The 26,998-nt window shown below is 70.3% G+C and carries 25 protein-coding genes, 1 tRNA gene and 1 pseudogene; 11 read left to right on the forward strand and 16 right to left on the reverse strand.

Annotation, left to right across the window (positions count from 1 at the left end; translation table 11 throughout):
* Positions 1 to 18: 18 nt before the first annotated feature.
* Positions 19 to 810: pseudogene (locus tag JOD52_RS00780) on the forward strand (AbgT family transporter); the annotation flags it as partial.
* Here the strand turns inward: JOD52_RS00780 and JOD52_RS17380 are convergent.
* Both JOD52_RS17380 and JOD52_RS00785 read right to left on the reverse strand, forming a co-directional pair.
* A complete protein-coding gene (locus tag JOD52_RS17380) occupies positions 752 to 1,516 on the reverse strand; it encodes an ABC transporter ATP-binding protein (RefSeq protein ID WP_338124031.1) in 765 nt (254 codons plus the stop codon). The pseudogene JOD52_RS00780 and the gene JOD52_RS17380 overlap by 59 nt on opposite strands.
* A 1-nt stretch (position 1,517) precedes the next feature.
* Entirely contained in the window at positions 1,518 to 1,910 is a 393-nt protein-coding gene (locus JOD52_RS00785) for a hypothetical protein (RefSeq protein WP_017824776.1), read from the reverse strand.
* 590 nt (positions 1,911 to 2,500) lie between these two features.
* On the opposite strand from JOD52_RS00785, the gene JOD52_RS00790 reads away from it, so the two are divergent.
* The 6 genes from JOD52_RS00790 to JOD52_RS00815 all read left to right on the forward strand — a co-directional run bounded on the left by JOD52_RS00790 (position 2,501) and on the right by JOD52_RS00815 (position 8,239).
* Positions 2,501 to 3,367: an ABC transporter ATP-binding protein gene (locus JOD52_RS00790; RefSeq protein ID WP_204408485.1), complete on the forward strand. Its 867-nt coding sequence runs from the start codon at positions 2,501 to 2,503 to the stop codon at positions 3,365 to 3,367.
* Positions 3,364 to 4,248, forward strand: a complete 885-nt coding sequence (locus JOD52_RS16880) for an ABC transporter permease (protein WP_017824774.1) — start codon at positions 3,364 to 3,366, stop codon at positions 4,246 to 4,248. Before JOD52_RS00790 ends, JOD52_RS16880 begins: the two co-directional genes overlap by 4 nt.
* Before the next feature lie 101 nt (positions 4,249 to 4,349).
* A complete protein-coding gene (locus JOD52_RS00800) occupies positions 4,350 to 5,405 on the forward strand; it encodes an ABC transporter substrate-binding protein (RefSeq protein ID WP_204408486.1) in 1,056 nt (351 codons plus the stop codon).
* Between the two features lie 116 nt (positions 5,406 to 5,521).
* Positions 5,522 to 6,538: an ATP-binding cassette domain-containing protein gene (locus JOD52_RS00805; RefSeq protein WP_204408487.1), complete on the forward strand. Its 1,017-nt coding sequence runs from the start codon at positions 5,522 to 5,524 to the stop codon at positions 6,536 to 6,538.
* The gene (locus tag JOD52_RS00810) at positions 6,535 to 7,230 is read left to right on the forward strand and encodes a methionine ABC transporter permease (RefSeq protein WP_204408488.1); all 696 of its coding nucleotides are present in this window, start codon (positions 6,535 to 6,537) and stop codon (positions 7,228 to 7,230) included. The genes JOD52_RS00805 and JOD52_RS00810 overlap by 4 nt, the downstream gene beginning before the upstream one ends.
* A 160-nt stretch (positions 7,231 to 7,390) precedes the next feature.
* Positions 7,391 to 8,239 carry a MetQ/NlpA family ABC transporter substrate-binding protein gene (locus JOD52_RS00815; RefSeq protein WP_017824770.1) on the forward strand — a complete coding sequence of 283 codons (849 nt, stop codon included), beginning with the start codon at positions 7,391 to 7,393 and terminating at the stop codon, positions 8,237 to 8,239.
* A 93-nt stretch (positions 8,240 to 8,332) separates the two neighbouring features.
* On the opposite strand, the gene JOD52_RS00820 is transcribed toward JOD52_RS00815, so the two are convergent.
* Complete coding sequence (locus JOD52_RS00820; RefSeq protein WP_204408489.1) at positions 8,333 to 10,474, reverse strand: S9 family peptidase; 2,142 nt, start codon at positions 10,472 to 10,474, stop codon at positions 8,333 to 8,335.
* 178 nt (positions 10,475 to 10,652) lie between these two features.
* On the opposite strand from JOD52_RS00820, the gene JOD52_RS00825 reads away from it, so the two are divergent.
* Positions 10,653 to 10,740, forward strand: a tRNA-Ser gene (locus JOD52_RS00825).
* 83 nt (positions 10,741 to 10,823) lie between these two features.
* On the opposite strand, the gene JOD52_RS00830 is transcribed toward JOD52_RS00825, so the two are convergent.
* The gene (locus JOD52_RS00830; protein WP_204408490.1) at positions 10,824 to 11,669 is read right to left on the reverse strand and encodes a hypothetical protein; all 846 of its coding nucleotides are present in this window, start codon (positions 11,667 to 11,669) and stop codon (positions 10,824 to 10,826) included.
* Positions 11,670 to 11,871: 202 nt separating this feature from the next.
* Here JOD52_RS00830 and JOD52_RS00835 point away from each other — a divergent pair, with 202 nt between their 5' ends.
* Positions 11,872 to 12,579, forward strand: coding sequence for a TetR family transcriptional regulator (locus JOD52_RS00835; protein WP_204408491.1), 708 nt, complete (start codon positions 11,872 to 11,874; stop codon positions 12,577 to 12,579).
* Between the two features lie 94 nt (positions 12,580 to 12,673).
* Here the strand turns inward: JOD52_RS00835 and JOD52_RS00840 are convergent, their stop codons facing one another.
* Entirely contained in the window at positions 12,674 to 14,032 is a 1,359-nt protein-coding gene (locus tag JOD52_RS00840) for a M20/M25/M40 family metallo-hydrolase (protein ID WP_204408492.1), read from the reverse strand.
* A gap of 138 nt (positions 14,033 to 14,170) precedes the next feature.
* Positions 14,171 to 14,662, reverse strand: coding sequence for a Dps family protein (locus JOD52_RS00845; RefSeq protein ID WP_204408493.1), 492 nt, complete (start codon positions 14,660 to 14,662; stop codon positions 14,171 to 14,173).
* Between the two features lie 205 nt (positions 14,663 to 14,867).
* Between JOD52_RS00845 and JOD52_RS00850 the strand changes: the two genes are divergently transcribed.
* Entirely contained in the window at positions 14,868 to 16,163 is a 1,296-nt protein-coding gene (locus JOD52_RS00850) for a hypothetical protein (protein ID WP_204408494.1), read from the forward strand.
* 119 nt (positions 16,164 to 16,282) lie between these two features.
* Here JOD52_RS00850 and JOD52_RS00855 read toward each other — a convergent pair whose 3' ends face one another.
* The 10 genes from JOD52_RS00855 to JOD52_RS17665 form a co-directional block, all read right to left on the reverse strand.
* Positions 16,283 to 16,726, reverse strand: a complete 444-nt coding sequence (locus JOD52_RS00855; protein WP_204408495.1) for a SufE family protein — start codon at positions 16,724 to 16,726, stop codon at positions 16,283 to 16,285.
* Positions 16,727 to 16,769: 43 nt separating this feature from the next.
* Positions 16,770 to 17,690, reverse strand: coding sequence for a sulfurtransferase (locus JOD52_RS00860; RefSeq protein ID WP_204408496.1), 921 nt, complete (start codon positions 17,688 to 17,690; stop codon positions 16,770 to 16,772).
* Between the two features lie 329 nt (positions 17,691 to 18,019).
* A complete protein-coding gene (locus JOD52_RS00865; protein WP_017824762.1) occupies positions 18,020 to 18,841 on the reverse strand; it encodes a hypothetical protein in 822 nt (273 codons plus the stop codon).
* Entirely contained in the window at positions 18,838 to 19,830 is a 993-nt protein-coding gene (locus JOD52_RS00870) for an ABC transporter ATP-binding protein (protein WP_204408497.1), read from the reverse strand. The genes JOD52_RS00865 and JOD52_RS00870 overlap by 4 nt, the downstream gene beginning before the upstream one ends.
* Positions 19,827 to 20,216 (reverse strand): GntR family transcriptional regulator, encoded by a 390-nt coding sequence (locus tag JOD52_RS00875; RefSeq protein WP_204408498.1) that lies wholly within the window; start codon positions 20,214 to 20,216, stop codon positions 19,827 to 19,829. Before JOD52_RS00875 ends, JOD52_RS00870 begins: the two co-directional genes overlap by 4 nt.
* Positions 20,217 to 20,301: 85 nt before the next feature.
* Positions 20,302 to 20,481 carry a hypothetical protein gene (locus JOD52_RS00880; protein WP_204408499.1) on the reverse strand — a complete coding sequence of 60 codons (180 nt, stop codon included), beginning with the start codon at positions 20,479 to 20,481 and terminating at the stop codon, positions 20,302 to 20,304.
* Positions 20,482 to 20,485: 4 nt separating this feature from the next.
* Positions 20,486 to 21,232, reverse strand: a complete 747-nt coding sequence (locus tag JOD52_RS00885) for an ATP-binding protein (RefSeq protein WP_338124028.1) — start codon at positions 21,230 to 21,232, stop codon at positions 20,486 to 20,488.
* Positions 21,229 to 22,791, reverse strand: coding sequence for an IS21 family transposase (gene istA, locus JOD52_RS00890; protein WP_204408388.1), 1,563 nt, complete (start codon positions 22,789 to 22,791; stop codon positions 21,229 to 21,231). The genes JOD52_RS00885 and istA overlap by 4 nt, the downstream gene beginning before the upstream one ends.
* A 220-nt stretch (positions 22,792 to 23,011) precedes the next feature.
* Entirely contained in the window at positions 23,012 to 24,193 is a 1,182-nt protein-coding gene (locus JOD52_RS00895) for an asparaginase domain-containing protein (protein WP_204408500.1), read from the reverse strand.
* Positions 24,190 to 26,289: an SRPBCC domain-containing protein gene (locus tag JOD52_RS17665; protein ID WP_338124032.1), complete on the reverse strand. Its 2,100-nt coding sequence runs from the start codon at positions 26,287 to 26,289 to the stop codon at positions 24,190 to 24,192. Before JOD52_RS17665 ends, JOD52_RS00895 begins: the two co-directional genes overlap by 4 nt.
* A gap of 70 nt (positions 26,290 to 26,359) precedes the next feature.
* On the opposite strand from JOD52_RS17665, the gene JOD52_RS00910 reads away from it, so the two are divergent.
* The gene (locus JOD52_RS00910) at positions 26,360 to 26,998 is read left to right on the forward strand and encodes a GOLPH3/VPS74 family protein (RefSeq protein ID WP_204408501.1); all 639 of its coding nucleotides are present in this window, start codon (positions 26,360 to 26,362) and stop codon (positions 26,996 to 26,998) included.

Here is a 26,998-nt window from a genome sequence, read left to right on the forward strand (position 1 = left end):
TCACCCCCTGGAGAACATATGAGCACGGCGACCACCCAGCCGTCCGGCCCCAAGGGCCTCGGCGACCGGCTCCTCACCGGCGTGGAACGACTCGGAAACAAGCTCCCCGAGCCGTTCATGCTCTTCCTCGCGCTGTTCCTGATCACCGGCCTGATCTCCACCGGCATGGCGCTGGCCGACATCTCGGTCACCGTGCCCGGCACCGACGAGCCCACCGTCATCAAGGGCCTGTTCACCGGTGAGGGCATGACCTGGCTGACCTCAAGCCTGGGCGAGAACTACGTGGGCTTCCCGCCGCTGAAGACGGTGCTGCCGATCCTGCTGGCCATCGGCATCGCCGAGCACTCGGGCATGCTGGCCGCCGCCGTGCGCAAGCTGTTCGGCTCCTCCCCGGCGTGGCTGCTGCCCTACGTGGTGGGCGTCGTCGGCGTGGTCTCCTCGATCATGGCCGACTCCGCCTTCGTGGTGATCCCCCCGCTGGCCGCCCTGGTGTTCAAGGCCGCCGGACGCCACCCCGTGGCAGGCCTGCTGGGCGGCTTCGCGGCCGCCGGCGCCGGATACTCCACCAACCTGTTCCCCACCAGCCTGGACGCACTGTTCGCAGGCATCACCACCTCCGTGATGGGTGCCCTTCCCGGCTACGAGTTCGAAGCGGTCAACCCCGTGTCGAACTGGTGGTTCAACATCGCCTCGTCGATCGTGCTGGGCCTGGTGGCCGGCTTCATCATCGACCGCATCCTCGAGCCCCGCATCAACCGTGAGGGCATCTCCCGCGACGAGCTCGCCGACGGCCCGTGGTGGGCTCGTCCAGGAACAGCAGCTCCGGGTCGCCCGCGATGGCGCAGGCCAGGTCCAGTCGGCGCAGCTCACCGCCGGAGAGGGAGGAGATGCGGGTGCGGGCCTTGTCCGCGAGGTCCACGTCGGCCAGCACCGCGGTGACGGGGCGCGGGGCGGTGAGGGTGGAGGTCCACATGGTCAGCGCCTCGGCGGCGGTGAGGTCCGGGGGAAAGCCACCGGTCTGCAGCATCAAGCCCTGGCGGGGACGCACGTGGCGGCGCTCGCGGTACGGGTCGTGCCCGAACACTCGCGCGGAGCCGCCGGTGGGTCGGGCCAGGCCTTCCAGCACCTCCAGGGTGGAGGTCTTGCCGGCGCCGTTAGTGCCCAGCAGCGCGAACAGCTGTCCGCGCGTGATGGTCAGGTCGATGCCCGCGACGGCCAGGTGGCTGGTGCGGCCGGAGCCGTAGCGTCGCTCCAGGCCCTGGGCCACGATCAGCGGCTCGCCGGGGGCATGGGCGCGAGGGGCGTCGGGGGCAGGGGTGGCAGGAGCGTCGGTGGCAGGAGCGTCGGTGGTAGGGGCGGGTGCGGTAATAGCGGCGGGGGTGTCGATGGCAGCGGCGGGGGTGTCGATGGCAGCGGCGGGCACGGCTCTTGTTGCGGGGGTAGCGACAGTGGCGGGCAGGGTGCTCGCCGAGGCGGTCGAGGCGGTCGAGCGGTTGGTGGTGACGGTGCTGCTCATGTCAGTTCTCCCCCTTCAGCTGGGCGGCGTAGCCCTCGGTGGCGAAGCCGGCGGCCAGGCGGACCAGCAGGATCACGCCGGCGATCACGCCACCGATCACGCACACGGCCAGCGGCGGCTGGAAGACGATCGCGAAGGCGCCGATGATCAGTATGTTCATGGCGATCGCGAACATTTCGCGGCCCAGGGTCGCGGAGGGGCGGAACCCCATCACGTCGCCCAGCACACCTCGGTCGGCGGTGGGGCTGATCCGGGTCTCCTGGCTCTGGGTGGTGGGTCGGCTCTGAGCAGTGGGCCGGCTCTGAGCAGTGGGCCGGCTCTGGGTGGTGGGGTGGTCGTGGGTGGTGGGTCGGCTCTGGTTGGCGGTTCGGTCCGGGGCGGTGGTCGTGTTCATGCCTCCACTCTTCCCAGCGGCGGGCTCCACCAGTAGGGCGCTGTTTCACCTGGTCATGTGGATTCCTCACGGGCAGGCGATGAGAGATGTCATGGGTGGGCGCGGCAACCGAAGTCGGCCTCCCGCCGCCCCATGCGCACGCGGGGCCGTGCGCACGCTGGACAGAGTGACGCATGGGGATGAGGCGTGTGGGCAGGCCATACCGCCGAATACGCATGTGTCGCGGGTGAGAGCCGGGGAGGGGGCGAGGCACGAATCTTTGTCGGAATGGGGGTGTCATTCCGACAAAGATTCGAGCGTGGCCGGAGCGCGGAGCTGGGGGTCGACGGGATGGGGTGGGCCGAGACAGGGTCGGGGCGGGCCGCGACGGGGATCAGGGGCTGGGCATCGACGCACGGGGGGAGTGACAACCCCGGAACTCGAGGCATGTCCGCCGACTGGGACGATTGTCCGCAGTGTGGATACGTGCGTGTGGCGTGCTTTTGCCACCTCTACAGTGGGGCGATCATCCGACCATGGTCGGTGCGTCCGCCGTCCCGCCCGGATCGTGAGCGCCCCTACCGGTACCGCCTATTCGCCGAGGAGCTCCGATGGCAGCCGCTTCATCGCCCGACGAAGTCTCCCGCGGCACTGCTGCGACCTCCGGCGCCGAACGGCCCGTCGACAGCGCCATGGCCACCGTGGTCGCCGAGGACGTCTCCAAGGTGTTCTTCTCCGGCGCGGAGCCGGTGTGGGCGCTCGAGGATTTCTCGCTCACCCTGGAGCCGGGCTCCTTCACCTGCATCGTGGGCCCCTCCGGCTGCGGGAAGTCCACCTTCCTGCGCATCGTGGGTGGCCTCGAGGAGCGCACCGTGGGCACCCTGGAGGTCACCGGTGCCCAGCATGCGATCCCCTCGGCCTTCGTGTTCCAGGAGCACGGGGTGTTCCCCTGGATGACAGTGCGCGAGAACATCACCTTCGGCCTGCGGATGATGGGTGTCTCCCGTGCCGAGCGCGACCGCGTGGCCGAGGACTGGCTGCGTCGCGTGCGCCTGCACGACTTCGCTCGGTCCTACCCTCACCAGCTCTCCGGCGGCATGCGCCAGCGCGTCGCGATCGCCCGGGCCTTCGCCACCGGCAGCCCGCTGCTGCTGATGGACGAGCCCCTCGGTGCACTGGACGCGCAGACCCGCATGCTGATGCAGGAGGAGCTGGTCTCCCTGTGGGAGCAGGAGCGCAAGACCGTCCTCATGGTCACGCATGACATCGACGAGGCCCTGATCCTAGGCGACCGGGTGATCGTGATGACCCCCCGGCCCGGCAAGCTCAAGGAGGACATCGAGGTGCCGTTCCCGCGTCCCCGCTCGATCGGTGTGGAGTCCACGCCCGAGTTCACCCGCCTGCGCACCCACATCTGGGAGTCGCTGCGTGAGGACGCCCTGGCCGGTGGGTCCGCTACGAAGGAGGCAACGGCGTGAGCGCCTCGCAGGAACAGGTTGCGCCTCGAAGCCAGGAGGCCGGCCCCGACGACGCGACCACGGCCCGCCGCGATGAGCGCACCCTCGAGGCCGCACGGAGGCAGCGCCAGCGCGCCCGCGCCCTCGCCACCCGCGACCTGGTGCTGTCCATCGCCGCCCCGATCCTGCTGGTCGCGCTGTGGGAGGTCTGCGCCCGCGTCCAGATCATCGACCCGCGGTTCTTCCCGCCGCCATCCCAGATCGTCACCGCCGGCTTCGAGATGGCCCGCAGCGGCGAGCTGTGGATGCACACCGGCCCCACCCTGATGCGCCTGCTGGTGGGCGGGGGACTGGGCGCGATCTGCGGTATCGCCGTGGGCCTGCTGATGGGCTCCTCCCGTGCCCTGAACGCGGCGCTGGGCCCGTTGTTCTCCGCCCTGTACCCCCTGCCGAAGATCGCGATCTTCCCGATCCTGCTGATGATCTTCGGCCCCACCGAGCTACCCAAGATGATCGCCGTGTTCATCACGACGTTCTTCGTCATGCAGATCGCGGCCGTCTCCGGCGTGTGGGCGATCGACAAGAAGCTGCTGGAGGCCGGCACCGCCTACGGCGCGACCGGCTTCGACCGCTTCCGCTTCGTGGTGCTGCCCGGCGCGATGCCCTTCGTGTTCTCCGGCCTGCGCACAGCTACCGGCACCGCCGTGGTGGTGGTGACCGCCGTGGAGTTCACCGGTGCGTCCACCACGGGCCTGGGCTACCTGATCTGGAACTCCTGGCAGCTGTTCCTGCCGGAGAAGCTGTACGTGGGCCTGGTGGTGATCGGCATCATCGGCGCCGTGCTCACCTCGCTGATCATCCACTCCGAGAAGCTGCTGCTGCCCTGGCGCCGCAGCCGCTGAGAACCCGCACCCTCCCGCATCACCTCGCACGCCCCCGCCCCGCCCGCATCATCCCGACCCAGCCACCACCCCTCGTGACCGCCCCGATGAAGGAGCCCCCCATGCGTCGTCGCACCATCCTCTCCCTGCTGCCCGCCGGAGCCGCGGGCCTGACCCTCGCCGCCTGCGGCTCCGCCGTGACCGGCGGTGACGGCGGCGGCGACAACGGCGCAGGCGGCTCCGACAACGGCGGAGGTGGCAGCGCCGGCGGCACCGTGCGTGTGGGCCACCTGCCCTCGGCCCTGTTCACCCCGCTGTACGTGGCCGACGCCAAGGGCTACTTCGAGGAGGAGGGCATCACCCTGGAGCTGGTGCCGCTGAAGTCCGGCCAGGACGGCATCCCCATGCTCGCCAACGACCAGCTCGACGTGATGGTGGCCGGCTTCAGCGCCGGCATGTTCAACGCCCTCAACCAGGGCCTCGAGTTCAAGATCGTGGGCTCCATGGGCATCTCCCCGGGCGACCCCGAGAACTCACCCACCGCCCTCGAGGTGCGCCAGGCCCTGATCGACGACGGCTCCGTGAGCACTGTCGCCGACCTCAAGGGCCGCAAGATCGCGGTGGCCGGCGGCCCCGGCGCCACCGGCGGCTACCTGCTGGCAGCGATGCTCGAGGAGGGCGGCCTCACGCTCAACGACGTGGAGGTCGTGAACCTCTCCACCCCCGACCAGGAGCCGGCCCTGACCAACGGCTCCGTGGACGCCGCCACCCCCTCGGCCCCGTTCTCCACCGCCATCGAGGAGGCCGGGGTGGGCTCGCCGATCGCGGTGCCCGCCCAGGGCGTGACCGGCACCGGTGTCACCTATTCCGAGACCTTCATCGGATCGGACCTCGCCCAGCCCTTCTTCACCGCCCTCACCAAGGGCGCTCAGGAGCTCTCCGACGACGGCCAGCAGTCCGACGAGGTCTACCAGATCCTCGCCGACACCCTGGGGCAGGACATCGAGGTGCTCAAGGCCTCCCCGATGTACTCCTACCTGCCGGACCTCGCGCCGCAGCCCGACCAGCTGGAGAACATGCAGCAGGTGTGGATCGAGGCCGGGCAGATCACCTCCAGCGAGCCGCTGGACGTGTCCACCATCGTCGATGCGAGCTTCGCCGAGGGCAGCGGCGCCTGAGCGCATCCCCGCTGCTGTGTGAGCTGCGACATCACCGCGACGCTCGGCGGCCGCGAATATGACGCTGGATGAACGCCCGCTTCCGGCCGGGGAGCACCCGGTGATTCACTACCGTGGTGATCACTCTGGACGGCCTCACCAAGGTCTTCCCCGCGCCCAGCGGGGGAGACCCCGTCGTCGCGCTGGGCGGGATCGACCTGCACATCGGGAAGGGATCGATCCACGGCATCGTGGGTCGCTCAGGGGCCGGGAAGTCCACCCTGATCCGCTGCCTGACCGGACTGGAGAAGCCCACCTCGGGCCGCGTGGAGATCGACGGCACGGACATCGCCGCGCTGGAAGGGGCCGCCCTGCGCGCGGCTCGACGCGAAATCGGCATGGTGTTCCAGCAGGCCAACCTGCTGGACTCCCGCACCGCCGCCAAGAACATCGCGCACCCGCTGGAGATCATCGGGATGCCCGCCGCGCGCCGTGCCGAGCGCGTCGCCGAGCTGGTCTCCCTGGTGGGCCTGGAGGGCCGCGAGAACAACCACCCCGCCCAGCTCTCCGGCGGGCAGATCCAGCGGGTGGGCATCGCCCGCGGCCTCGCCGCCGAGCCCAAGGTGCTGCTGTGCGATGAGCCCACCAGCGCCCTGGACCCCTCGACCACCCGGCAGATCCTCCAGCTGATCCGCGACCTGCGCTCACGCCTGGGCATCACGGTCGTGATCATCACCCACGAGATGAGCGTGGTGCGGGAGGTGTGCGACGAGGTGACGCTGCTGGAGAACGGCACGGTGGCGCAGTCCGGGAGCCTGCTGGAGGTGGCCAGCGACCCCACCGGCCCGCTGGCCTCGGAGCTGATCCCCCTGCCTCCGGCCCCCACCGGTGTGGACGACGTGATGGTGGACTGCGACTACGGGGGCAACTCCCGGATGCGCACCACGCAGGACCTCATCGACCTTGCCGCCACCTACGGCACCCGCGCCACCATCGTGGCCGGCACCATCGAGACCATCGCCGGCGTGCAGGTGGGGCGCGTGCAACTGGCCCTGCACAACCACGACGGCACAGCGATCACCAGGCCCGGGCTGCAGCAGTTCCTGACCGATCTGCGCGAGGCCGGCGTGGTGGCGACGGAGGCACGCCGATGACCGAGATACTCACCAACCCGGTGTTCACCACTTGGGACCCGAACTTCAGCCTGTGGTCCAACACCCTGATCACCCTGTACATGACCGCCGGGACGATGCTGCTGAGCACCCTGGTGGGGGTACCGCTGGGGGTCGCCCTGTTCGAGACCTCCCGCTCGCCCCACGGCCTCACCCGCTGGTTCAACCGTGTGGTGGGCTTCGCCGTGAACGTGGGCCGCTCCTTCCCGTTCATCATCCTGATCATCGCCCTGATCCCCGTGACGCGCTTCGTGGTGGGCCGCGTGACCGGCCCCAATGCCGCCATGTTCGCCCTGACCATCTCGGCGATCCCGTTCCTTGCCCGGCTGATCGAGATCAACCTGCAGGAGGTCGCCGCCGGGAAGATCGAGGCGGTGCGGATGATGGGCGCCACCCGCTTCCAGGTGATCCGCCAGGTGCTGCTGCCCGAGGCGCTGCCCGGCATCATCGGGTCCCTCACCACCACCGCGATCGCCGTGATCGGCTACACCGCCATGGCTGGCGCCGTCGGTGGGAAGGGCCTGGGCGACCTCGCCATACGCATGGGCTACCAGAGCTACGACAACGTGGTGATGATCGCGACCGTGGTGGTTCTGGTGCTGATCGTGATCGCCCTGCAGAGCGCGGGCACGGCACTGGCGCGCGCCGTCGACCACCGTGCCGTGAGCCGGTGACGACATGACGGTGCCGACATGAAGCGGTGACCCGACAGGGCCCTGCCTCGCCCGCACGCCCCGCCCCCCGCACGCCCCGCCCGACCCGCACGCCCTGAGCGCTCCTGCTCCTCGCGCAGAGCGCACCCCGACCCCGACACACCCCACACAGGAGGACCCCATGACCCGCATCGACCGCCGCACCCTGCTCGCCTCCTCGGCCGGCCTGGCAGCGCTGACCCTCTCCGCCTGCGGGGCGCGAGGCACCAGCTCCGACGGACCCACGGAGGAGGGCGGCGTCACCGCCATCACCATCGGCGCCTCCCCGAAGCCCCACGCCGAGATCCTCCAGTACGTCCAGGACAACCTGGCCGCCGATGCCGGGCTCGAGCTGTCGATCACCCCGTACACGGACTACCAGATCCCCAACCAGGCCCTGAACGACGGCGAGATCGACGCCAACTTCTACCAGACCCCCAACTTCCTCGAGCAGCAGGTCGAGGAGAAGGGCTACGAGTTCCACGCCTTCGAGGGCGTGCACATCGAGCCGATGGGCCTGTACTCCGAGTCGCTGAGCTCGCTGGACGACATCGCCGACGGCGCCGAGGTGGCCGTGGCCAACGACCCCGCCAACACCGGCCGCGGCCTGGCCCTGTTCGAGTCCGCCGGGCTGATCACCCTGACCGAGGGCGTGGACATCGTCTCCGCCACCCCCGCCGACATCGCCGAGAACCCCAAGAACCTGCGCTTCACCACCCTGGAGGCGGCGCAGATCCCCCGCTCCCTGGGTGACTTCGCCGTCGGTGCCGTCAACGGCAACTACGCCCTGGAGGCCGGGCTCAACCCGAAGGAGGAGGCCCTGTTCCTCGAGCCGGGCGAGGACAGCCCCTACGCGAACCTCGTGGTGGTGCGCGAGGCCGACAAGGACAACGAGGCCCTGGTGAAGCTCGATGAGCTGCTGCACTCCGAGGAGGTCAAGCAGTTCATCCTGGACACCTACACCGACGGCTCCGTGATCCCCGCCTTCTGACCAGACCGGACCGGCCTTGACAGCCTGAGCGGCCCGGGCGGGGAGGGATCCCCGGCCCGGGCCGCTCGCGCTGTGCTCAGATCAGCGCTGTGCTCAGATCAGCTCGGTGGCCCCGATCTGGTCCAGCAGCCACGCGAGCTCGTCGGCCCGCTGCTCGAAGTTGCGGTACCGGCCCGAGCGCCCGCCGTGGCCGGCCACCATCTCGCAGCGGAAGATGATCGGCCGCTCGGCCTGGTCGGAGGTGACCGTCTCCCGCAGTCGCGCCACCCACTTGGCGGGCTCTACGAAGAACACCCGGGTGTCGTTCAACGAGGTGGTGGCGAAGATCGCCGGGTACTGCTCGGCGCGCACGTTCTCGTACGGGGTGTACTCCTTCATGTAGCGGTACACCTCCTCGCTGTCCACCGGGTTGCCCCACTCCTCCCACTCGCCCACGGTCAGCGGCAGCGAGGGGTCCAGGATCGTGGTGAGCGCATCGACGAAGGGAACCCCGGCCAGAACCGCCCGGAAGCGGTGCGGGGCCAGGTTCGCGATCGCACCCATCAGCAGGCCGCCGGCGCTGCGGCCCTCGGCCGCCAGTCGGTCCTCGGCCACCCAGCCCTCGGCCACCAGGTGATCGGCCACGGCCACGAAGTCGGAGAAGGTGTTCTTCTTCTCCAGCAGCTTGCCGTGCTCGTACCAGGCGCGGCCCATCTCGCCACCACCGCGGATGTGGGCGATCGCGATCACCACACCGCGGTCCAGCATCGACAGTCGGCTCGCCACGAACGACGGATCCACGCTGGTCTCGTAGCTGCCGTAGCCGTACAGATAGCCGGGGTTCGTGCCGTCCGCGCTCACCTCACGGCGCGCCACCAGGGAGACGGGGATCTGCGTGCCGTCAGCGGCGGTCGCCCACAGGCGCTTCTCCACGTACAGCTCAGGGTCGTAGTTCGGCACCGGGGTGCGGCGCAGGATTGTCGGCTCGGGCTCGTCGTCGGTGCCCACCTCGACCTGCGCAATGGTGACGGGGGTCAGCAGGCTGCCCAGCTCGTAGCGCAGCGCGGTCTGCTCCCAGTCCGGGTTGGCGCTCAGCTCCACCGTGTCCAGCTCGCCGCCGTGTGTGATGGTGCGCGCGGCACCCAGGTCCAGGTCGCCATCTGCACCGCGCGGGATCACCCGCACCCCGGCCAGGCCCTCGCTGCGCAGCTCGAGGGCCACGAAGGAGGCGAAGGCGTCGGCTGCGAGGATCCGCTCACCCTCGCCGGCCTCGATCACGTTCTCCCAGGCCGCGGGATCCTCCAGCGGGGCCTGCGCGAGGGCGAAGCCCTGGATGCCGTCGTTGTGCACCACCAGCAGGCGATCCCCGGCGTGCTCGACCGAGTAGTCCACGCCCTCGCGGCGACCGGCGGTGGGCTGCGGTGCCGAGGTGGGATCGTGCAGGTCCAGCAGCCACACCTCGGCGGTGGTGGAGGAGGCCGACTGGATCACCAGGGTGGAACCGTCCCGGGAGCGCCCGAAGCCGATCGTGAAGCGCTCGTCGGGCTCCTCGATCACCAGCTCGTCCTGCTCAGCGGGGGTGCCGATGCGGTGCCGCCAGATCTGGTGCTGCCGCCAGGCGTCGTCCACGCGGGCGTAGAACAGCCACTGCTGATCGGCCGAGAACGCCAGGCCGTAGCCCACGCCCGTCACGGACTCGTCCAGGATCGCGTTGTCGCCGAGGTCCTTGATACGCACCGTGAACCGCTCGTCGCCTGCGGTGTCCACCGCGTAGGCCAGCAGGTCCTGCTCCGGGGAGGGCACGAAGCCGCCCAGCTGGTAGAACTCCTCGCCCTCGCCCTCGGCCTGGGCATCGAGCACCACCTGCTCACCGGGTAGCTCGACTCCCGGCTCGATGGCGGGCACCCCGCCGGCGCCGCGGGGCAGGTCCGGCTGCTCGGCCACACGGGTGAAGGCCGGGTAGTCGTGGCCGGCGGTGGTGCGGGTGATGTACCACCAGTTGCCGCGGCGCACCGGCACCGACAGGTCCGTCTCCTGGAGGTGCCCCACGAACTCCTTCACCAGGGTCTCGCGCAGGCCGTCCAGGTGGGCGGTGCGGGCATCGGCGTAGGCGTTCTCGGCCTCGAGGTGGGCGACCACCTCGGGGTCGTTCTTGTCCCGCATCCACTCGTACGGGTCCACCACGGTGTCGCCGTGGAAGACGCGCTCGGTGGGACGCTGGGGCGGACGCGGTGCGGCAGGGGTCTGTGAGGTCATCCCGCGAGCCTAGCGACCGGCACTGTGCGCGCCCAATGCCCGACCGCGGGAGGCCCGATGTGGGATCTCGCCGGGTCCGGTGCGGGAGCGGCCTGGGCAGGGCTCGCCACGTGACCTGACTCGCGCCTGCTGCCATTTCGTTTGAACGTGTGCTGTACGGGCGGTTACGATCGGCGGCGGTAGCGTGTCCGAGCGGCCGAAGGTGCATCACTCGAAATGATGTGTACGGTAACCCCGTACCGCGGGTTCAAATCCCGCCGCTACCGCTCTTGTCCGTAGGACAACAAGAAGGCCCTCGGATTCATCATCCGGGGGCCTTCTGCTGTGCTGTTCCCTTCTGCTGCGCTGGTCAGCGGAAGCCGCCCACCACTCCCGGGCTGTCGTAGCCGGACATCCCCGGCGGCAGGGCCTGCGGGCCCGTCGGGCCCAGGCGCTCCTGGCCCGCCTCGGTGATCTCGAACCAGGCGATGGTGTCCGGGCCAGGAGAGCGACCACCGATCGCCGTCCACGCGGCCCCGATGTGCTCGATGGTCTCCGCGAGCCCCAGCTGCCAGGCGTGGAACGAGCCGTCGGTGACGAAACCGGCGCGCAGCTCCCCGCGGGCCAGCATGCGCGACAGCAGGATCGGGCCGCGGCGCTCGAACTCCTCGTCCTCCAGCGCGCCGGCGCTCGCCAGCAGCTCGACCACGTGGCCCGGGTGCAGCCAGCCGTCGCGGGCGCGGCGCAGCAGCCGCTGCTCGATGCCGCTGGGCTCGGAGGCCGAGAACTCGGCCAGGGTCTCCGGGGTCGCGAACACCGGTGGCCCAGGAGGGGTGGCGGAGAGGTTTCCCTTCTCGTCGGCCTGCAGCATCGCGCGACGCGGGCCGTCGATGCGCCAGGGCGCGACCGTGGCCAGGCGCCGTGGCGTTGTCGACAAGTCCGGTGGACGGCCGGGCCCGTCCTGCAGCACCAGGCCGAGGGTCCCGTCCGGGAGCATCTCCGCGGTGGTGATGACGGCGCCGATCAGGCGGGCATCCCGCAGGCCCACCGCGTCACCGTCCAACAGCTGGATCCTCGAGTGCAGCACCCAGCCGCGCGCAGTGACCGTCCAGGTGCCGCGCGCGGCGACCCGGGTGTGCACGATCGGCTGCCCGGGAAGCACCTCGAGCAGTGGATGCCCCTGGGGCCGGGAGCGGTCGGAGAGGAAGGGGAGCATGGCCCGATTCTGCCGCACCTGCCCAGCGGGGTCGCCGGGCCGATCCTGGTGCGCGGTGTCCGAGGATCCGCAGCGAGGGACCTGAGTCCTTTGCGGCATCTCCTGCGGTGCGGTATACCGAAGTGGGGCCCGGGTCGCTTTCCCGCTGTGGTCAGCACCATTGCCTGGATGACACCCGGTGATTCGTCGCTATTATGCCCGCGTGACCAGCATTCCCGATCGCGCCCCCGACCCGAGGCCGCAGCGCACTCGCGCGGCGATCTTCGCCGTCGCCCAGGAGATGGGCGCCGAGGACACCGACGTGACCGTCAATGCCCTGGCCCAGCGGGCCGGCGTGAGCCGGGCGGCGTTCTACAGCCACTTCTCCAGTCTCGACGACGTCATGTGCGGCATCATCGAGCAGATGGTCGAGCAGGTGATGGAGGAGGAGCCCGAGGTCCCCGCGGGCTTCACCCCGCATGAGTTGGTGTGCAGCGAGATCTACGCGATGTGCGATTACGTCGCCGAGCACCGCGCGGTCCTGCGCGGGATGCTCACCTGGAAGATCAGTCACCGAGCCTACGGCTCGATGGTCGACATGTTCTCCAAGCTGTTCAAGTACGGCTACCGTCTGCTGGACTGCTGCATCCCGGAGAACCTCCCGCGGAACGAGACGGCACGATTCCACGGCGGTGGCGTCGCGGAGATGCTGGTGGCGTGGCTGCGCAAGTCCGAGCGGGAAGCGGCCGAGGGGTGCACCCTGAGCAGCGACGTGCTGGCCGAATCGGTGATCCGGGTGCTGCCCAGTTGGTACACCGGGATCGAGATCGGCGCCCCGGTCCCGCCCCGGCCGCAGGGCGCACCGCTGATCCCGGTCTCGGAGCGCGGTTCCCACGGCGCGGAGAACGGCCGCAAGGACACCACGGCCTGACCTCGAGCAGGACGACCTCGTCTGCTGGCCTCGTACAGGTCCCTCGCTCGGCCGGCTCGTCGGCCCGTGACGCCGTTCGGCTCGTCGGCCCGGGTCAGCTGCCGCGCACCAGGCGCAGCAGCACCCGCGCCCCGAACCGCACCGCCTCCACCGGCACCCGCTCGTCCACGCCGTGGAACAGCGGCGCGAAGTCTAGGTCCGTCGGCAGCCGCAGCGGCGCGAACCCGTAGCCGTTGATGCCCAGCTCCTTGAGCTGCTTGTTGTCGGTGCCGCCGCTGAGGCAGTAGGGCAGCACCCGGCAGCCAGGGTCCTCCGCCTGCAGGGCGCCGGTCATCGCATCGATCAGGGCGCCCTCGCGCGGTGCGTCCAGCGAGATGCCCACGTGGTCCATGATCACCTCGACGTGCTCGCCGCTCAGCTCGTCCAGCAGGGCCATCAGGTCGTCCTGGTGGCCGGGCAGGAAGCGGCAGTCGATCGAGGCCTCGGCCACCTGGGGGATCACATTGCCCTTGTAGCCGGCGTCCAGCATGGTCACGTTGGCGGTGTCCGAGAGGGTGCCCGAGACGAACTGGCGCGCGCCACCCATCAGCGGCAGGAACGCCTTCAGATCGTCCTCGTCCCAGCCGATGCCGGTGATCTCGGTGACCCCGTCGTACAGCGCGCGCACCGCGGCGGTCATCTCGTCGGGGAACTCGTGCTCGTCGATCGCCACGATCGCGCGGGCCAGCCGCACGATGGGGTTCTCGTCGTTGGGGACGGAGCCGTGGCCGGCACGGCCGGTGGCCCGCAGGCGGCCCCAGCCCAGGCCCTTCTCGGCCGTCTGCACCAGGTAGGCACGCACGTCGTCGCCGGTGTCCTTCTCGGGCAGGGTGATGGAGTAGCCGCCCACCTCGCTGATCGCCTCGGTGCAGCCGTCGAACAGTTCCGGGTGGTTGGCCACCACCCAGCGGCTGCCGTACACGCCACCGGCCTCCTCGTCGGCGAAGAAGGCGAACACCAGGTCGCGCGGCGGCTGCTGGCCGCTGCGGGCCAGGTGCCGCACCATCGCCAGGGTCATCGCCACCATGTCCTTCATGTCCACGGCGCCGCGGCCGTAGATCATGCCGTCGCGGATCTCGCCGCTGAAGGGATCCACCGACCAGTCCTCGGCATTGGCCGGCACCACGTCGAGGTGCCCGTGGATCACCAGGCCGCCGCGCTCGGGGTCGCTGCCGGGAACGCGCACGAACACGTTGGGCCTGCCGGGTGCGGATTCGTGCACCACCGGGTCCAGGCCCACCTCACGCAGCTTCGCGACGACGTAGTCGGCCGCTTCCGTCTCGCCCTTGCCCCAGCGGGCCGGGTCGTTGCCCCCGAAGTTGGTGGTGTCGATGCGGATCAGTTCCTGGGTGAACAGCACCGCCTCGTCCTGCAGCACGGTCAGTTCTTCAGCAGTGGGTTCGACGATCGCCATGACCTCATTGTCTCAGGTGGAGGTGACGACGGTCTCGAACGATCACGGCCGTGGTCCGGGGCCGACACGTCGACGGCGCGGCCCCGGCTGCGAAGAGCCGGCTGCCGCGCCGTCAGGGGGTGTCGGGGTGCTGCGAACTCAGGCCTGGGTGCCCTCGAGGTGGGCCCGCACGAACCACTGGAACTTCTCCAGCTCGGCCGTCTGACCGATCAGGATGTCCTCGGTGACCGGGTCCAGCTCGCCGGCCAGGGTGATGGCCTTGCGGTTGGAGGAGATGACGCCGTCGTACACGGTGTTCAGCGCCGCCAGGTGCTCCTGGGTTCCTGCGCGGCCCAGCTCGTAGTCGGACCAGCCGCGGTCGGCCACCAGACGGCCGGGGGTGCCCACGGGGCTTGCACCCAGCTGGGCGATGCGCTCGGCGAGCTCGTCGGCGTAGCCGCGCACCAGCTCCACCTGGGGGTCCAGCATCTCGTGCACCGCGACGAACTGCGGGCCCACCACGTTCCAGTGGGCGTGCTTCAGCGTCAGGTGCAGATCGTTCATCGCGTGCAGGCGGTCCTGCAGGGACTCCACCAGTCGCTGGGAGTCCTCGGTCCCGAGACCGGGAACGGTGTAGGCGAGGTCGGCCATGTCATCTCCTCGAAGGTCGTCGAACAGGCGTTACTGATGGGTCCAACGAGCGAGCGGGCCGGATTGTTCCCGGGCGACCTGCCACGGGCCTGCACGCTGACCGCTGCCCCGCCAGGGCTGCGGAACGGCTTCACGAGTGCCCTGCTCGCGTACGGGCGCCGCCCGTACGATGACGCTGTTCCGACCACCACCAGGAGGTCCCCGGATGTCTCGACTCGATTCCCTGCGCGGGAAGATCCCGCGCCGCCCCTCACGCCCCGATAACGCTTCTGGCCAGGGTCGACGCCGCACGAAGCGGCAAGCCGACCCCGCGGTGGCAGCTGCCGGCCGGGCACTGTCCGACGCCCGCGAGGTGTTCGGCGACGTGCCCCGTGACGCCGATGCGGACCACCTGGTCCGCCGCGCCCGACGCCTGGTGCGCCAGGCCGCCCTGGACGAGTTCGCCCGCGAGGGCGTGAGCCTGGTGCAGCTGCCGGAGCAGTGGGGCCGCGCCGAGCTGCGCCGCGCCGACGTGCCGGGCGATGCCGCCTTCCAGGAGTTCGTGGGCGAGGTGCTCGCCGCGATCGATATCGCCCCCAGCTCCCTGGAGCGCGATGATGCCCTCGAGCTGCTGCACGCGCCCTCCTCGACCGACCCCTACGGCCTGTCCCTCGAGGTCGCCGCGGATCTCGCGTCGTTCCTGCTGAGCCGGGCCTGGCTGATGGAGCGCGGTGCATTCGCCGCATCGGCCGAAGCGGGCGAGAGGACCGGCGACGCCGCGAACCCACCAGGGGTGCACGGCGATGGTCCGGGTACCGACGCCGCAGCCACGGTGGGCCTGCCCACGCAGGACGAGTTCGTGGCCGGACATGCCACCCACATCCGTGACGAGGTGCGCGCCGCCCTGGTGCGGGTGGTCAAGGTGCCGCTCGAGCTCAAGGAGGCCCGCGACAAGCACCGCCGCATCACCGAGCGCATCGCCGCCGGGGAGAAGGTCGATGCGGAACCGCAGGTGAAGCAGACCGTACCCAAGGCCCGTGCCGCGCGAGCAGGACGCCTGGGCAGCTCCGGTGGCACGGGCACGTCCAGCTCGGGCCTGCCGTTCGGCTTCGGGGGTGGCTCCGCGAGCGCGGGATCCGGTGCCTCCGGTGGCTCCGGTGGCTCTGGCGGTTCCAGCGATCCCGGGGGTTCCGGGGACCGCACCACCACCGGCTCGGCATGGACGGGCACGTCGACAGGAGGATCGTCCTCCGGTGGCCCGACGTCCTCCGGTGCGTCGGCCGACGGTGGCCCGGGTGACGGAACCGAGGACGGGGCGCCGCGTCGCAGCATCGCCGAGCAGGTCGCGGCGCTGCACGGCTTCGCCACCTCCGAGACCGGTCGCAAGACCTTCGAGGTCATGCGCACGGTGGGGGAGCGGGCCTTCGACCTCTACCAGCAGCGCGAGGCCTCCCGGGACGGCGGCAGCGGATCCGGTCCCGCGGGTGGTTCACGCTCGAAGAAGCGCCCGCCCGGCGCCTGACCGGACAAGCTCTGGCGAGTGCGACATCATGAACAGTTCACGGCGAGTCAACTGTTCACGATGTCGCACTCGGCGCGGTAGACGCGATAGGGGTGCCGGGGCACGGAGCCGCGGTGGGGTCAGACCCCGGCCTTCTCGCGCAGCTGTCGCTTGATGCGGCCCAGCATGCCGCTCATCCCTCGCAGCCGCAGCGGGCTCACCACTTCGGCGAGTCCCAGTTCCGCGGTGACCGCGTCGGGGGTGTCCAGCACCTCGCCCACGGTGCGCCCGTCCAGCGCCTCGGCGAGGATCCCCGCGAAGCCGCGCGTGGTGGGCGCCTCCGGCGGGGCCGAGAAGAACAGGCGCGCGGCCGCGTCACGGCCCTCACCCTCGACCTCGGTGATCAGGAAGATCGGGGACTGGCACTCCGGCACCGGCTCCAGCAGCTCGGGGTGATCGGCGTAGCGCTCCGGCAGTGCCGGCAGGCCGTTGGAGAACTCCAGCAGCAGCTGCAGGCGATCCTTCGGCCCCAGTGCGTGGAAGTCCTCGGCGATCTCGGCGAACCCCTCGGGCAGCGCGCTCATCGGCCTGCAGCCCTGCTCGCGGCGGAAGCAGTGGTCTCGGCGCTCATCGGGTGGGAACCTCCCCGGGCTCGGTGCCCTGGGCGATGGGGGCCCGCACCGCGTTGCCCCACTCGGTCCAGGAGCCGTCGTAGTTGCGCACGTCCTCGAAGCCCAGCAGGTAGCGCAGCACGAACCAGGTGTGGCTGGAGCGCTCACCGATGCGGCAGTAGGCGATCACCGGCTTCGAGTCGTCGAAGGCCAGCTCCTCGCGGTAGATCGCCTCGAGCTCCTCACGGGACTTGAAGCGGCCGTCCTCCTGGGCGGCGCGGGCCCACGGCACCGACAGGGCGGTGGGGATGTGGCCGCCGCGCAGGGTGCCCTCCTGCGGGTAGTCGGGCATGTGGGTGCGCTCGCCGGTGTACTCCTGGGGGGAGCGCACGTCGATCAGCTGACCGCCCAGGAAGTCCAGCACGTCCTCACGGTAGGCACGAATGGGTGCGTCCTCCCGCTCCACCACCGGGTACCCCTTCCCGTCGGCCGGGGCGGTGATGGCGGGGCGGTCCAGGGTCATCTCGCGGCCCTCGGCCTCCCAGGCGGCGCGGCCGCCGTCCAGCAGGCGCACGTCGGGGTGGCCGAACAGCTCGAACACCCACAGGGCATAGGCGGCCCACCAGTTGGACTTGTCGCCGTAGACCACCACGGTGGTGTCGCGGGAGATGCCGGAGGCGTCCATCAGCTTCGCGAAGCCCTCGCCGTCCACGTAGTCGCGGGTGACGGGGTCGTTGAGGTCCAGGTGCCAGTCCACCTTCACCGCGCCGGGGATGTGTCCGGTCTCGTACAGCAGCACGTCCTCGTCGGACTCCACCACCACCAGGTCACCGGAGCCGACCTGGCCCAGGTTCTCTGCCAGCCAGTCGGTGGTCACCAGCTTCTCGGGATGGGCGTACTGCTGCAGGGCGGGCGACGGGTCAACAGGAACAGTCATGGGTGCCTCTCGGGACGGGATCGGATGCCCACCAGTGTGTCACTCGGTGCCTCGGGGCGGGCAGGCGTGTTCGCCGAGCGCGTGAGTGGCTGGACCAGGCGCCGGCCAGCATGCGTGAGCGGGTGGAACCAGAGAGTGGTCGGTATGCGTGAGTGGACGCCAGTGGCTGTGATCGAGCGCGAGAACAGCCACCAGCGTCCACTCACCCCGACGAGGGGCCGGACGCCGACGAGGGGCCGGACGCCGACGCGGGGCCGGACGCCGACGCGGGGCCGGACGCGGACGCGGGGCGGGACCAGGGAGGGTGGTGAGTGGCTGGCCCGCGTTGTTCAGACGGTCGCGCGGCGCAACGCCAGCAGGCTTCCGACGGTCCCCACCAGCACCAGGGCCAGCAGGATCAGCGGTACGAAGAGGTCGCCGGCCCCGGTGGCCACACGCAGCGTGGTCTCCCACTGCCACACGGCCAGGGCGATCAACCCCACCAGGACGAGTGCCGCCGCCACGATGACCAGGGTGAGAACCTTGGCGCCGTAGGCCCGGAACACCGTGCCGCAGGCAGCGCCGAGGTGGAACCCGGCCAGGGCCAGCAGCATCATGGTGAGGAACACCAGCACGGGGTTGCCGTCGCCCAGAATCCCCACGCCGAGGGCCCGCACTCCCAGGAACCAGCCGTCGGTGAGGCGCTCGATTCCCAGCAGCACCACGGCTGTGGCAGCGGTGAGCAGGGATGTCACCAGGAAGCCGGCCGTGGTGCCCAGCCAGAAGTCGCGTCGTGTCCCGCCCAGGGCCAGCACGGTGGCGAAGGTGCGGTTCACACTCATGGCCGCGGAGGAGACGAAGAACCCGGGCAGTGCCCAGATCACGCCGAGGTTGTTGGTGCGGAAGCCCTCGCTCACCACGGCCGGCAGGGGGAACCCCGTGACGATACCGATCACCAGGCCCACCAGGACGGAGAACACCACCACGGCGCACAGGATCAGGACAGGGGCGAGGTAGGCGTTGTCCCTCTGGGCGAGGTACAGCTTGAGGGTCCGCACCGGGTAGGGCAGGGACCGACGCGTGGAGGAGGAGCCGATGGACGAGGATGCGGTCCCGGGGCCCCGGGTGCCAGGGCTCGCGATGGGGGGATCGACGGAGGGGCTGGTGGTCATGACGACTCCTTCGGTGCAGGCATGGCGTCAGGCGCGGAGGGGGCGTCGGACGCGGTGGTGGGGTCGGGATGGTCGAGGATGCCGAGAGCGGCCACGATCTCCTGCAGCCCGGCGGGTTCGACGGAGAGGTGCCGCTGTTCGGCATCGCGGACCTCTTCGCGTGAGAGTCGTTCGCGAAGCAGTACGGAGCGGATTCGGCCGAGCGACCTCCGGCTGACCACCTCGTGGCCGGCCACGAAGGCGTCCACCTCGTCCTCCAGGCCGCGCAGCACCACCATGGAGGAGGTGATCTCGTCCACGTCGGCCTGGATCACCACGTTCCCCTTCTGCATCAGCAGCACCTGTTCGAACAGCTCGGCGGCTTCGTCGATCAGGTGGGTGGACATCACCACCGTGCGGGGGTGCTCGGCCACCTCCCGCATCAGCTCCTCGTAGAAGATCGAGCGGGCGGTGGCGTCCAGCCCCAGGTGGGGCTCGTCCAGGAAGGTGTATGGGGCGCGGCTGGCCAGGGACAGCGCGATGGAGAGGGAGGAGCGCTGCCCGCGGGAGAGCTTCTTCAGCGCCGTCTTCCGCGGCACGCCGAAGCGTTCCAGCAGTCGGGTGGCCAGGGCCATGTCGGCGTTCGGATGGAACCACTCCAGGGCGGCCAGGATGTGCCCCACCTTGTAGTCGTCGTGCCAGCGCTGGTCCTCGTGGATGAAGCAGGTGCGGGCCAGGAGTGGGGCGTTCTCGCGTGGGTCCTGGCCGTCGATGGTGATGGTGCCGGCGGTGCGGAAGGTGTGGTTGCAGATCACCGACATCAGGGTCGTCTTGCCCACGCCGTTCGCACCCAGCAGGCCGTACACGCGGCCGGGCTCGAGGTGCAGGTCGATGCCCTTGAGCACCTCGGTGCGACCGTAGTTCTTGGTCAGCCCCTCGATGACGATGCCGGCGGTGCTGGGGTGGTCGGCTGCGGCGGGGGTGGGGGCACCGTCGATGGTGGCGGTCATGGCTTCTCCTCCGGGACGGGCTGGGGTGAGGGGTGGCGGTGGATGATGTCGGCGAGCTCGCTGCGGCTGAGGCCCAGCCGCGTCGCCTCCTCGATCAGGGGGCCGATGTAGTCCGTCTCGAACTCTCGCCGGCGGGCCTCACGGAGCTGCTCGGGGCCGTCGTCGGTGACGAACATGCCCAGGCCTCGGCGCTTCTCCAGCACCCCCGCGTCCACCAGGCGGTTCAGGGCCTTGCCGGCGGTGGCGGGGTTGATGCGGTAGAAGGGCGACAGCTCCGTGGTGGAGGGGACCTGGGTGCCGGGAGGGTAGATCCCCGAGAGGACGTCGGCCGCGATGCGATCGGCCAGGTCCCAGAAGATCGGGCGGCCCGATTCGGTGGGTGCCAAGGGCAGCTCCTCCCTGCATGGGCCGTGGGGGGCGTGCTTCAAGGGAGGCAGCGACGAATCCACGTTCAACGGTTCATTACTCGACTCATGGACCACCGAACCAGTTGGGTGTCAAGAGGGGGTGCACGGAGGGTGAGAAGGGCGGTGCGTGGAAAGTGAGTATTCGTAGTCGTGGGAGCCACCGAATCTTGCTCTTGGGGACCGCCGATCGTGCCGACGGGGGCCAGTAGCCGCCGCGGTGGGGACCACTGGCTCCCGCCGGCATCGGGTCACTGGGGCAGTGCGGTGTGTTCTCGCATGTTCCTGTCGCCGGTGTCGATCCAGATTGTGTTGTGCACGATGCGGTCCATGATCGCATCGGCGTGGACTGCTCCACCGAGCCGGGCGTGCCAGTCCTTCTTCGGGTACTGGGTGCAGAACACGGTCGAGCCGGTGTCATAGCGGCGCTCGAGCAGTTCCAGCAGCATCGAACGCATTCCCTCGTCAGGATGGTCCAGCAGCCACTCGTCGATCACCAGCAGCGAGAACGTGGAGTACTTCCGCAGGAACTTCGTCTGGCCCTGCGGCTTGTCCTTTGCCAGGGCCCAGGCCTCTTCGAGGTCGGGCATTCGGATGTAGTGGGCTCGGAGCCGGTGCTGGCAGGCCTGCTTCGCCAGCGCGCAGCCGAGGTAGGACTTCCCTGAGCCGGTGAAGCCCTGGAAGACCACGTTCTGTTGCCGCTGGATGAAGGAGCAGGTTGCCAGTTGCGCGATCACGTTCCGGTTCAGTCCCCGTTCCTCGACCAGATCCAGCCGCCGCAGGTCCGCTCCGGGATAACGCAGCCCCGCCCGGCGGATCAGACCCTCGACCTTTCCATGATTGAAGATGGAATGCGCCTCGTCCACGATCAGCTGGAGCCGTTCCTGGAACGACATCCCCAGCACGTGAGCCTCATCCTGGGCATCGATCGCGTCCAGCAGCGCGGTCGCGCCCATCTCGCGCAGCTTCCGCTTCGTGTCGTTATCGATCACGCTCACCGGACACCTCCGGCGTAGTAGTCGGCGCCACGGACGTATCCGCCGTCTTCCGCGGGTTCCTCGCGGGGTGGACGCAGGGCGGCGACCTTGTCCTGCCCGGTGGCCAAGATCGGGTGCAGATGCGCATAGCGCGGTGAACGGACCCGTCCCGTCAGCGCGAGTGCGCAGGCCGCCTCGACCCGATCTACGGAGAAGCGGCGAGAGAGCCGTAGCACCGCCAACGCGGGATCCAGGCCCTGTTCCACGATCGGCACGGACTCGAAGATCCGCTGGATCACGATCACCGTGGCCGGCCCGACCCGATCTGCCCACGCCCGCACCCTCTGCGCGTCCCAGGCCTGGAAACGCTCGCCCGCAGGTAGGTCCGCGTCGTTGGTGCGGTACTCATTGCTCGCGGTCTCCGGGAGCAGCAGGTGACTGGTCAGTCGCTGGCTGCCCTGATAGATCTCCAGCGTCCGGGCCGTGATGCGCAGATCGACCTTCGCGCCGATGTGCGCGAACGGCGCGGAGTAGAAGTTCCGCGCGAACGTGACGTGCCCGTTCCTGCCCACTCGTCGTCCGTAGTGCCATGTCGAGATCTCGTAGGGCACCGCCGGCAGCGGCGTCAGCAGCGGCCGCTCCTCCGCGTCGAACACGCTGGCGCGGGATCCGGGCCGCTTCTGGAACGGCTCCGCGTTATAGGCCTCCATCCGCTGCCCGATGGCGGCTGCAAGTTCGGGCAGGGACGTGAATCGCTGATCCCGCAGCCCGGCGATGACCCAGGTCGCGACGTGCGCGACGGTGTTCTCCACGCTCGCCTTGTCTTTCGGTTTCCGCACCCTCCCCGGGAGCACCGCCGCCGAGTAATGCGCTGCCATCTCGCGATACGCATCGTTCAGGACGATCTCGCCCTCGCGGGGGTGCTTCACCACACCGGTCTTGAGGTTGTCCGGAACGATCCTCGGGACCGTCCCGCCCAGCGCCTCGAACATCGCTACGTGCGCTCGCAGCCAGGACTCCTGGCGCATATCCAGCGCCGGGAAGCAGAACGCGTAACGAGAAAAAGGCAGGCAGGCAACGAACAAGAACACCTTCGAGACCTCGCCGGTGACCGGATCGGCCAGCTCCATCGTGGGGCCGGACCAGTCGACCTCCACGCTCTGGCCGGCCTTGTGACCGACTCTCGAAGCGGCACCGGTGACCATGACGTGGTGCTGGTAGGTGCGGCAAAACCGGTCATACCCCATCGCCGGATCCCCAGCCGCCGTGGTCGCGTCGAAGTACTCGCCGTGCAACAGCTTCAGCGTCACGCCGACCCTGGCCATCTCTCGATGGACCTGTTCCCAGTCCGGCTGTGCGAACACGCTCTCGTGCTCGCCCCGGCCCGGGAACAACCGGGCATACACCTGCTCATCGGCGACGTCCGCGATATCGCCCCACCCGATCCCTGCAGCGTCAGCGGCCTCGAACACCGCCCTCACGGACTTGCGGGACATGCCCTGCGAGGACGAAATCGCTCGCCCCGACAGACCTTCTGCGCGCAGCTGGAGCACCAGCTTCGCCCTGATCTTCCGTACCATTCCAGATTGCTCCTTCCGCCGCGTGCCCTATACACACGGCGGAAGGAGCGTAGACAGAGCGGCCCCAACGACACCACTGGTGGTCCCGAACGACGCCACCGCTACGGCAGCGACGTGGCACCCGAACCCTCGATCAGCGGACCCCAGCGAGGCGAATATTCAGAAAGGACGTTCACGTGTGCGAGCGGGGGCCGGTAGACGGGAGAGCCGGCAAGGGTGCTCAGTAGGCGTAGGCCTCGAATGCGGCCCGCACCCTGTCGCAGACAGTGGCGTCCGCGGTTCCCGAGATTCCTGCCGGGCCCGCGGCGCCAGGGGTACTCGCGGGGCCGGAGGTGCCGGCCAGCAGCACCTGCAGCAGCAGCCGGGCCTTCTGAGGCGGCAGGGCGCCTGCCATCACCGCACCGTTGGCGATCAGGTCGACCTCGGAACCGGGGTAGTCGTAGTGCCGGGTGGAGGTGCCGCCGGTGGCCACACGGGTCGCCACCACCACGGGCACCCCCGAGCCCACCAGCGCCCGCACCCGCGGCACAGCCGAGGCGGAGACGTGCCCCATGCCTGCCCCGGCGATCACCAGGCCATCGATCGCGTCCGGCGCCAGGGCATCCAGCATCGCCAGGTCCTCCCCGATGCCGCTCATCACCACGGGCACTCGCGGCAGGTGCTCCGGCAGCTCGCCGCCGATCAGGGCGGTGCGCTCCAGCGGCTGGTACAACAGGCGCAGGTCCTCCTCGTCCACCAGTGCCATCGGCCCCGACGGCTCGGAGGCGAAGGCGTCCACCGAGCGGGAGGAGGTCTTGGTGACCCGGTCGGCCAGGTGCACCAGCGCGTCGAACACCCCCAGCACCCCCAGCCCGCGGGCCGACGGGGCCGCCGCCGTCCGCACCGCGTCTCGCAGGTTCGCCGGACCGTCGGCGCCGGGGGCGTTCGCCGGGCGCATCGCCCCGGTGAGCACCAGTGGCGCCTCCCGGTCCCAGTAGCGGTTCAGCAAGAAGGCCGACTCCTCCAGGGTGTCGGTGCCGTGGGTGAGCACCACCCCGGCGGCGCCGTCGTCGACCGCACGACGAGCCAGTTCGAGCACGTCCCGCAGATGGGCGGCGGTCACCGAGGGAGATCCGACGTTGGCCACCTCGGTGTGGGTGACTGCCACCCCGTCGATCAGGGTGCGCGAGAGGTCGGCGCCGATGGAGGCGTCCGGGGTGGCGCGCAGGCCGGTGAGGTCCTGGGTCATGAAGATGGTCCCACCCAGGGACAGCATCGCCACCCTGGCGCGGGGCGCTGCCGGGACCGTGATGCCGTCCTGCTCGCCCGCCGCTGATGCCTGACCTGGAGCGGCGGTCCCGGTGGCCGCGAGCTCGCTCGCCGGATCGGTCGGGGTGGCCTGGTCCGGCTGCTGGGTGGTCACTCGCGGCTCCCCTCGGGGCCGGTCGAGATCCTGTCGGTCGAGATCCTGTCGGTCGAGATCCCGTCGGAGGCCGGCGAGGGGTCGTCGCCTACCGCGGGGGCGCCGGGGTCCTCACCGCGGTAGAACGCAGCGGTGCGGGCAGCGACCTCGTGGGCGTGCTGCGGATCGGCGCCGGCGGCCAGGTGCGCCTGCTGCCACAGCTCACTGGTGGCGGTGACGAACTCGCGGCCCTCCGTGCTGGTCTCGAACCCGGCCATCTCGGTGGTCCAGGCGGTCGCGGGCTGCTGCAGGTGGCGGGCCAGACCCAGCAGGGCCCCGTCCCAGCCGCAGCCGGTGGCGGCCGGGCCGAAGGTGTCCCACTGCTCATCGGCCGGCACCAGGTGGCGCAGCTCGAAACGAGAACCGGTGCCGTCGGCCGACGGTGCGATGCGCAGCTCGAGCCGGCTGGCAGAGCCCTCGCCTCCCCAGCCCAGGGCGATCAGCTCGGGCTGCACGACGCGGAGCACGGGGCCGGAGGTGCCCATCATCGGGATGCTGTACTCGCCGCCCTCACGGAGCTCACCGGTGACCTCACCGAAGTACAGGGCGATGCGGGCGGGGTCGGTGAGGGCGGCCCATACATCCTCGGGCGAGGCCGTGACGTCCTGGGCGAGGGAGACGACCCAGCCGCCGTCGGTCGCGGTGCCGGGCCCGGGGGCGGCGTCGGGGGTGGCGCCGGCCCCGGTGATCCGGTCACTGCGCTCGACTTTGCGAGTGACGTCCGTGAGCTGCGAATCGGGGGTGGCGAGCATCGGGGCCTCCATCGGGGTCTGCTGCGCAGGGAGCGGGTGGGTGCGGCGCAGGTGCACGATCACCTCAGCATGCTCGGTGTGCGGGAACATGTCCACGTAACGAGCGGCCACGATCCGCAGTGAGGGCATGGCGGCCAGGTCGGTGGCGAGGGTGGCCGGGTTGCAGCTGGAGTACACCACCTCCGGTACGGGTGAGGTCTCCAGCCAGTCGGCCAGGTCAGCGCCGATGCCGCGCCGCGGCGGGTTCACGATCGCCACGTCCGGGCTGGTGACCACGGGAGCACCGGCGGGTGATCCCGAGACGGATGCCGCGGAGCCGCCGGTGGCCCGGGCGCCCTCGGGCGTGTTCTGCCGGCGGGCCCAGGCGGTGGCGTCCTCGGCCAGGAAGCGCACGTCCAGGCCCTCGGCCGCGGCGGCTTCTCTAGCTCCCTCGATGGCCTGCGCGGAAGACTCCACCCCGGTGACCTGCGCCGTGGGCAGTGCCTTGGCCACGTGCAGCGCGAAGCCGCCCAGCCCGCAGTACAGGTCCCACACCGTGGTCGGTGAGCTGCCTGCGATCCAGGCTGCGGCCTGCCGGTACAGCTGCCCGGCCACCTCGGTGTTGGTCTGCAGGAACGACTGCGCCCGCGCCTGCAACGTCATCTCCCCGGTGCGCACCGCGATCGTGGGGGAGCCGGCCAGGGGGATCTCCACCTCGCCCTCCACAGCCGTGGTGTGCGCCGGGTGGATGTTCGCGCTCACGCCCACGACCGAGGGGTGGGCCTCCAGCAGGCGGGGAAGGTGCTCCCGGATCCGGGGGAGCGCCTTCTCACTGCGCAGTACCAGGCGCACCAGGTGGTCGCCGTCCGGGGACGCTGTGATCAGCACGTTCTTGATCTCTCCGCGGCGGCGGGCCACGTCGTACGGAGGCACCTGCGCCCGACGGATCAGGATGCGCACCCCCTCCAGCACCGCCTCCACCCCCGGCGGGTACAGCGGGCAGTCCGAGAGGTCGGCGGTGTTGGGCTGCCCCGGCAGGCCCAGCACGGGAGCGGCGGCAGTGCCGGCCACGGCCATCTTCCCGCGGGAGCGGAACCCTGCCTCCGGGCCCACGACCGGTTCGAGCCAGACCCCGGAGCCGCCGGATGCGTTCATATCGGCGTGAGCGGCATGCTCGGCCGGCTCATCGGCGGGATCGACGGTCGTGACGTAGGGCGCCAGCAGTTCCTGCACCCGCGCCTGCCCGTCGGCGAGCTGCTGCTGGCGAGGGATCGCCAGCAGGGTGCACGAACGGCATTCGCCGGCGTCGAAGTGATGGCACTGCACGGCACAGAGTCTACGGAGCCTCTACTTTCGTAGGTCCATGCTGAGCGGTGCCCTGCGGGATGCTTTGTCCATGAGCACTCCTCTGAGCATCCCCGCCGAGACGTTCCTGCTGCTGACCGGTGACACCGGCCGGCAGAAGCACACCCAGTTCCGCAAGTACGTGATCGCCGGCGCCGCCCTCATCGAACTGGCGCTGCGCGAGCGGATCACCATGAGCGAGGAGAAGAACCCGCGCATCACCCTCACCGATCCCACCCCCACCGGCGACCCGGTCCTGGACCAGGCGCTCACGGCGGTGGACGAGAGGGACGGCAAGAAGCTGGGCGGCACCCTGAGCTCCCGTGCCATGGACCTCACCGAGGCCCTCGGCGAGCAGCTCGCCGAGGCGGGTGTGCTGGAGCGGAAGAAGGGCCTGCTGGGCACCACCTGGCCGGTCGTGGACCACGGTCCCGAGAACGCCGTGCGCGATCGCCTGTCCGACGTCCTCGACGGCAGCGGCAGCCCCAGCCAGCAGGACGTGGTGCTGCTAGCGCTGATCAAGGCTGCCCGCGCCGGCTACGTAGTGATCAAGGACGACGTCCCCGAGATGCGGCGCGGCGAGGTGCTCAAGCGGATCGACGAGCTGAGCGAGAACTCCCCGCACTGGCCGGTCACCCGTGCGGTGACCCGCAAGATCGACTCGATGCACGCCGCGATCGCCGCCGGCTGA

The sequence above is a fragment of the Brachybacterium muris genome, assembly GCF_016907455.1.
GTDB classification, from domain to species: domain Bacteria; phylum Actinomycetota; class Actinomycetes; order Actinomycetales; family Dermabacteraceae; genus Brachybacterium; species Brachybacterium muris.

Coding starts and splice junctions, on each gene's coding strand:
- JOD52_RS00800 (WP_204408486.1), top strand. CDS start 4,350: ATGCGTCGTCGCACCATCCTCTCCCTGCTGCCCGCCGGAGCCGCGGGC.
- JOD52_RS00855 (WP_204408495.1), bottom strand. CDS start 16,726: ATGAGCGCGCTGCCCGAGGGGTTCGCCGAGATCGCCGAGGACTTCCAC.
- JOD52_RS00865 (WP_017824762.1), bottom strand. CDS start 18,841: ATGACCACCAGCCCCTCCGTCGATCCCCCCATCGCGAGCCCTGGCACC.
- JOD52_RS00880 (WP_204408499.1), bottom strand. CDS start 20,481: ATGCCGGCGGGAGCCAGTGGTCCCCACCGCGGCGGCTACTGGCCCCCG.
- JOD52_RS00840 (WP_204408492.1), bottom strand. CDS start 14,032: ATGGCGATCGTCGAACCCACTGCTGAAGAACTGACCGTGCTGCAGGAC.
- JOD52_RS00870 (WP_204408497.1), bottom strand. CDS start 19,830: ATGACCGCCACCATCGACGGTGCCCCCACCCCCGCCGCAGCCGACCAC.
- JOD52_RS00790 (WP_204408485.1), top strand. CDS start 2,501: ATGGCAGCCGCTTCATCGCCCGACGAAGTCTCCCGCGGCACTGCTGCG.
- JOD52_RS00810 (WP_204408488.1), top strand. CDS start 6,535: ATGACCGAGATACTCACCAACCCGGTGTTCACCACTTGGGACCCGAAC.
- JOD52_RS00850 (WP_204408494.1), top strand. CDS start 14,868: ATGTCTCGACTCGATTCCCTGCGCGGGAAGATCCCGCGCCGCCCCTCA.
- istA (WP_204408388.1), bottom strand. CDS start 22,791: ATGGTACGGAAGATCAGGGCGAAGCTGGTGCTCCAGCTGCGCGCAGAA.
- JOD52_RS00830 (WP_204408490.1), bottom strand. CDS start 11,669: ATGCTCCCCTTCCTCTCCGACCGCTCCCGGCCCCAGGGGCATCCACTG.
- JOD52_RS00845 (WP_204408493.1), bottom strand. CDS start 14,662: ATGGCCGACCTCGCCTACACCGTTCCCGGTCTCGGGACCGAGGACTCC.
- JOD52_RS00815 (WP_017824770.1), top strand. CDS start 7,391: ATGACCCGCATCGACCGCCGCACCCTGCTCGCCTCCTCGGCCGGCCTG.
- JOD52_RS00820 (WP_204408489.1), bottom strand. CDS start 10,474: ATGACCTCACAGACCCCTGCCGCACCGCGTCCGCCCCAGCGTCCCACC.
- JOD52_RS17380 (WP_338124031.1), bottom strand. CDS start 1,516: ATGAGCAGCACCGTCACCACCAACCGCTCGACCGCCTCGACCGCCTCG.
- JOD52_RS00910 (WP_204408501.1), top strand. CDS start 26,360: ATGAGCACTCCTCTGAGCATCCCCGCCGAGACGTTCCTGCTGCTGACC.
- JOD52_RS00860 (WP_204408496.1), bottom strand. CDS start 17,690: ATGACTGTTCCTGTTGACCCGTCGCCCGCCCTGCAGCAGTACGCCCAT.
- JOD52_RS00785 (WP_017824776.1), bottom strand. CDS start 1,910: ATGAACACGACCACCGCCCCGGACCGAACCGCCAACCAGAGCCGACCC.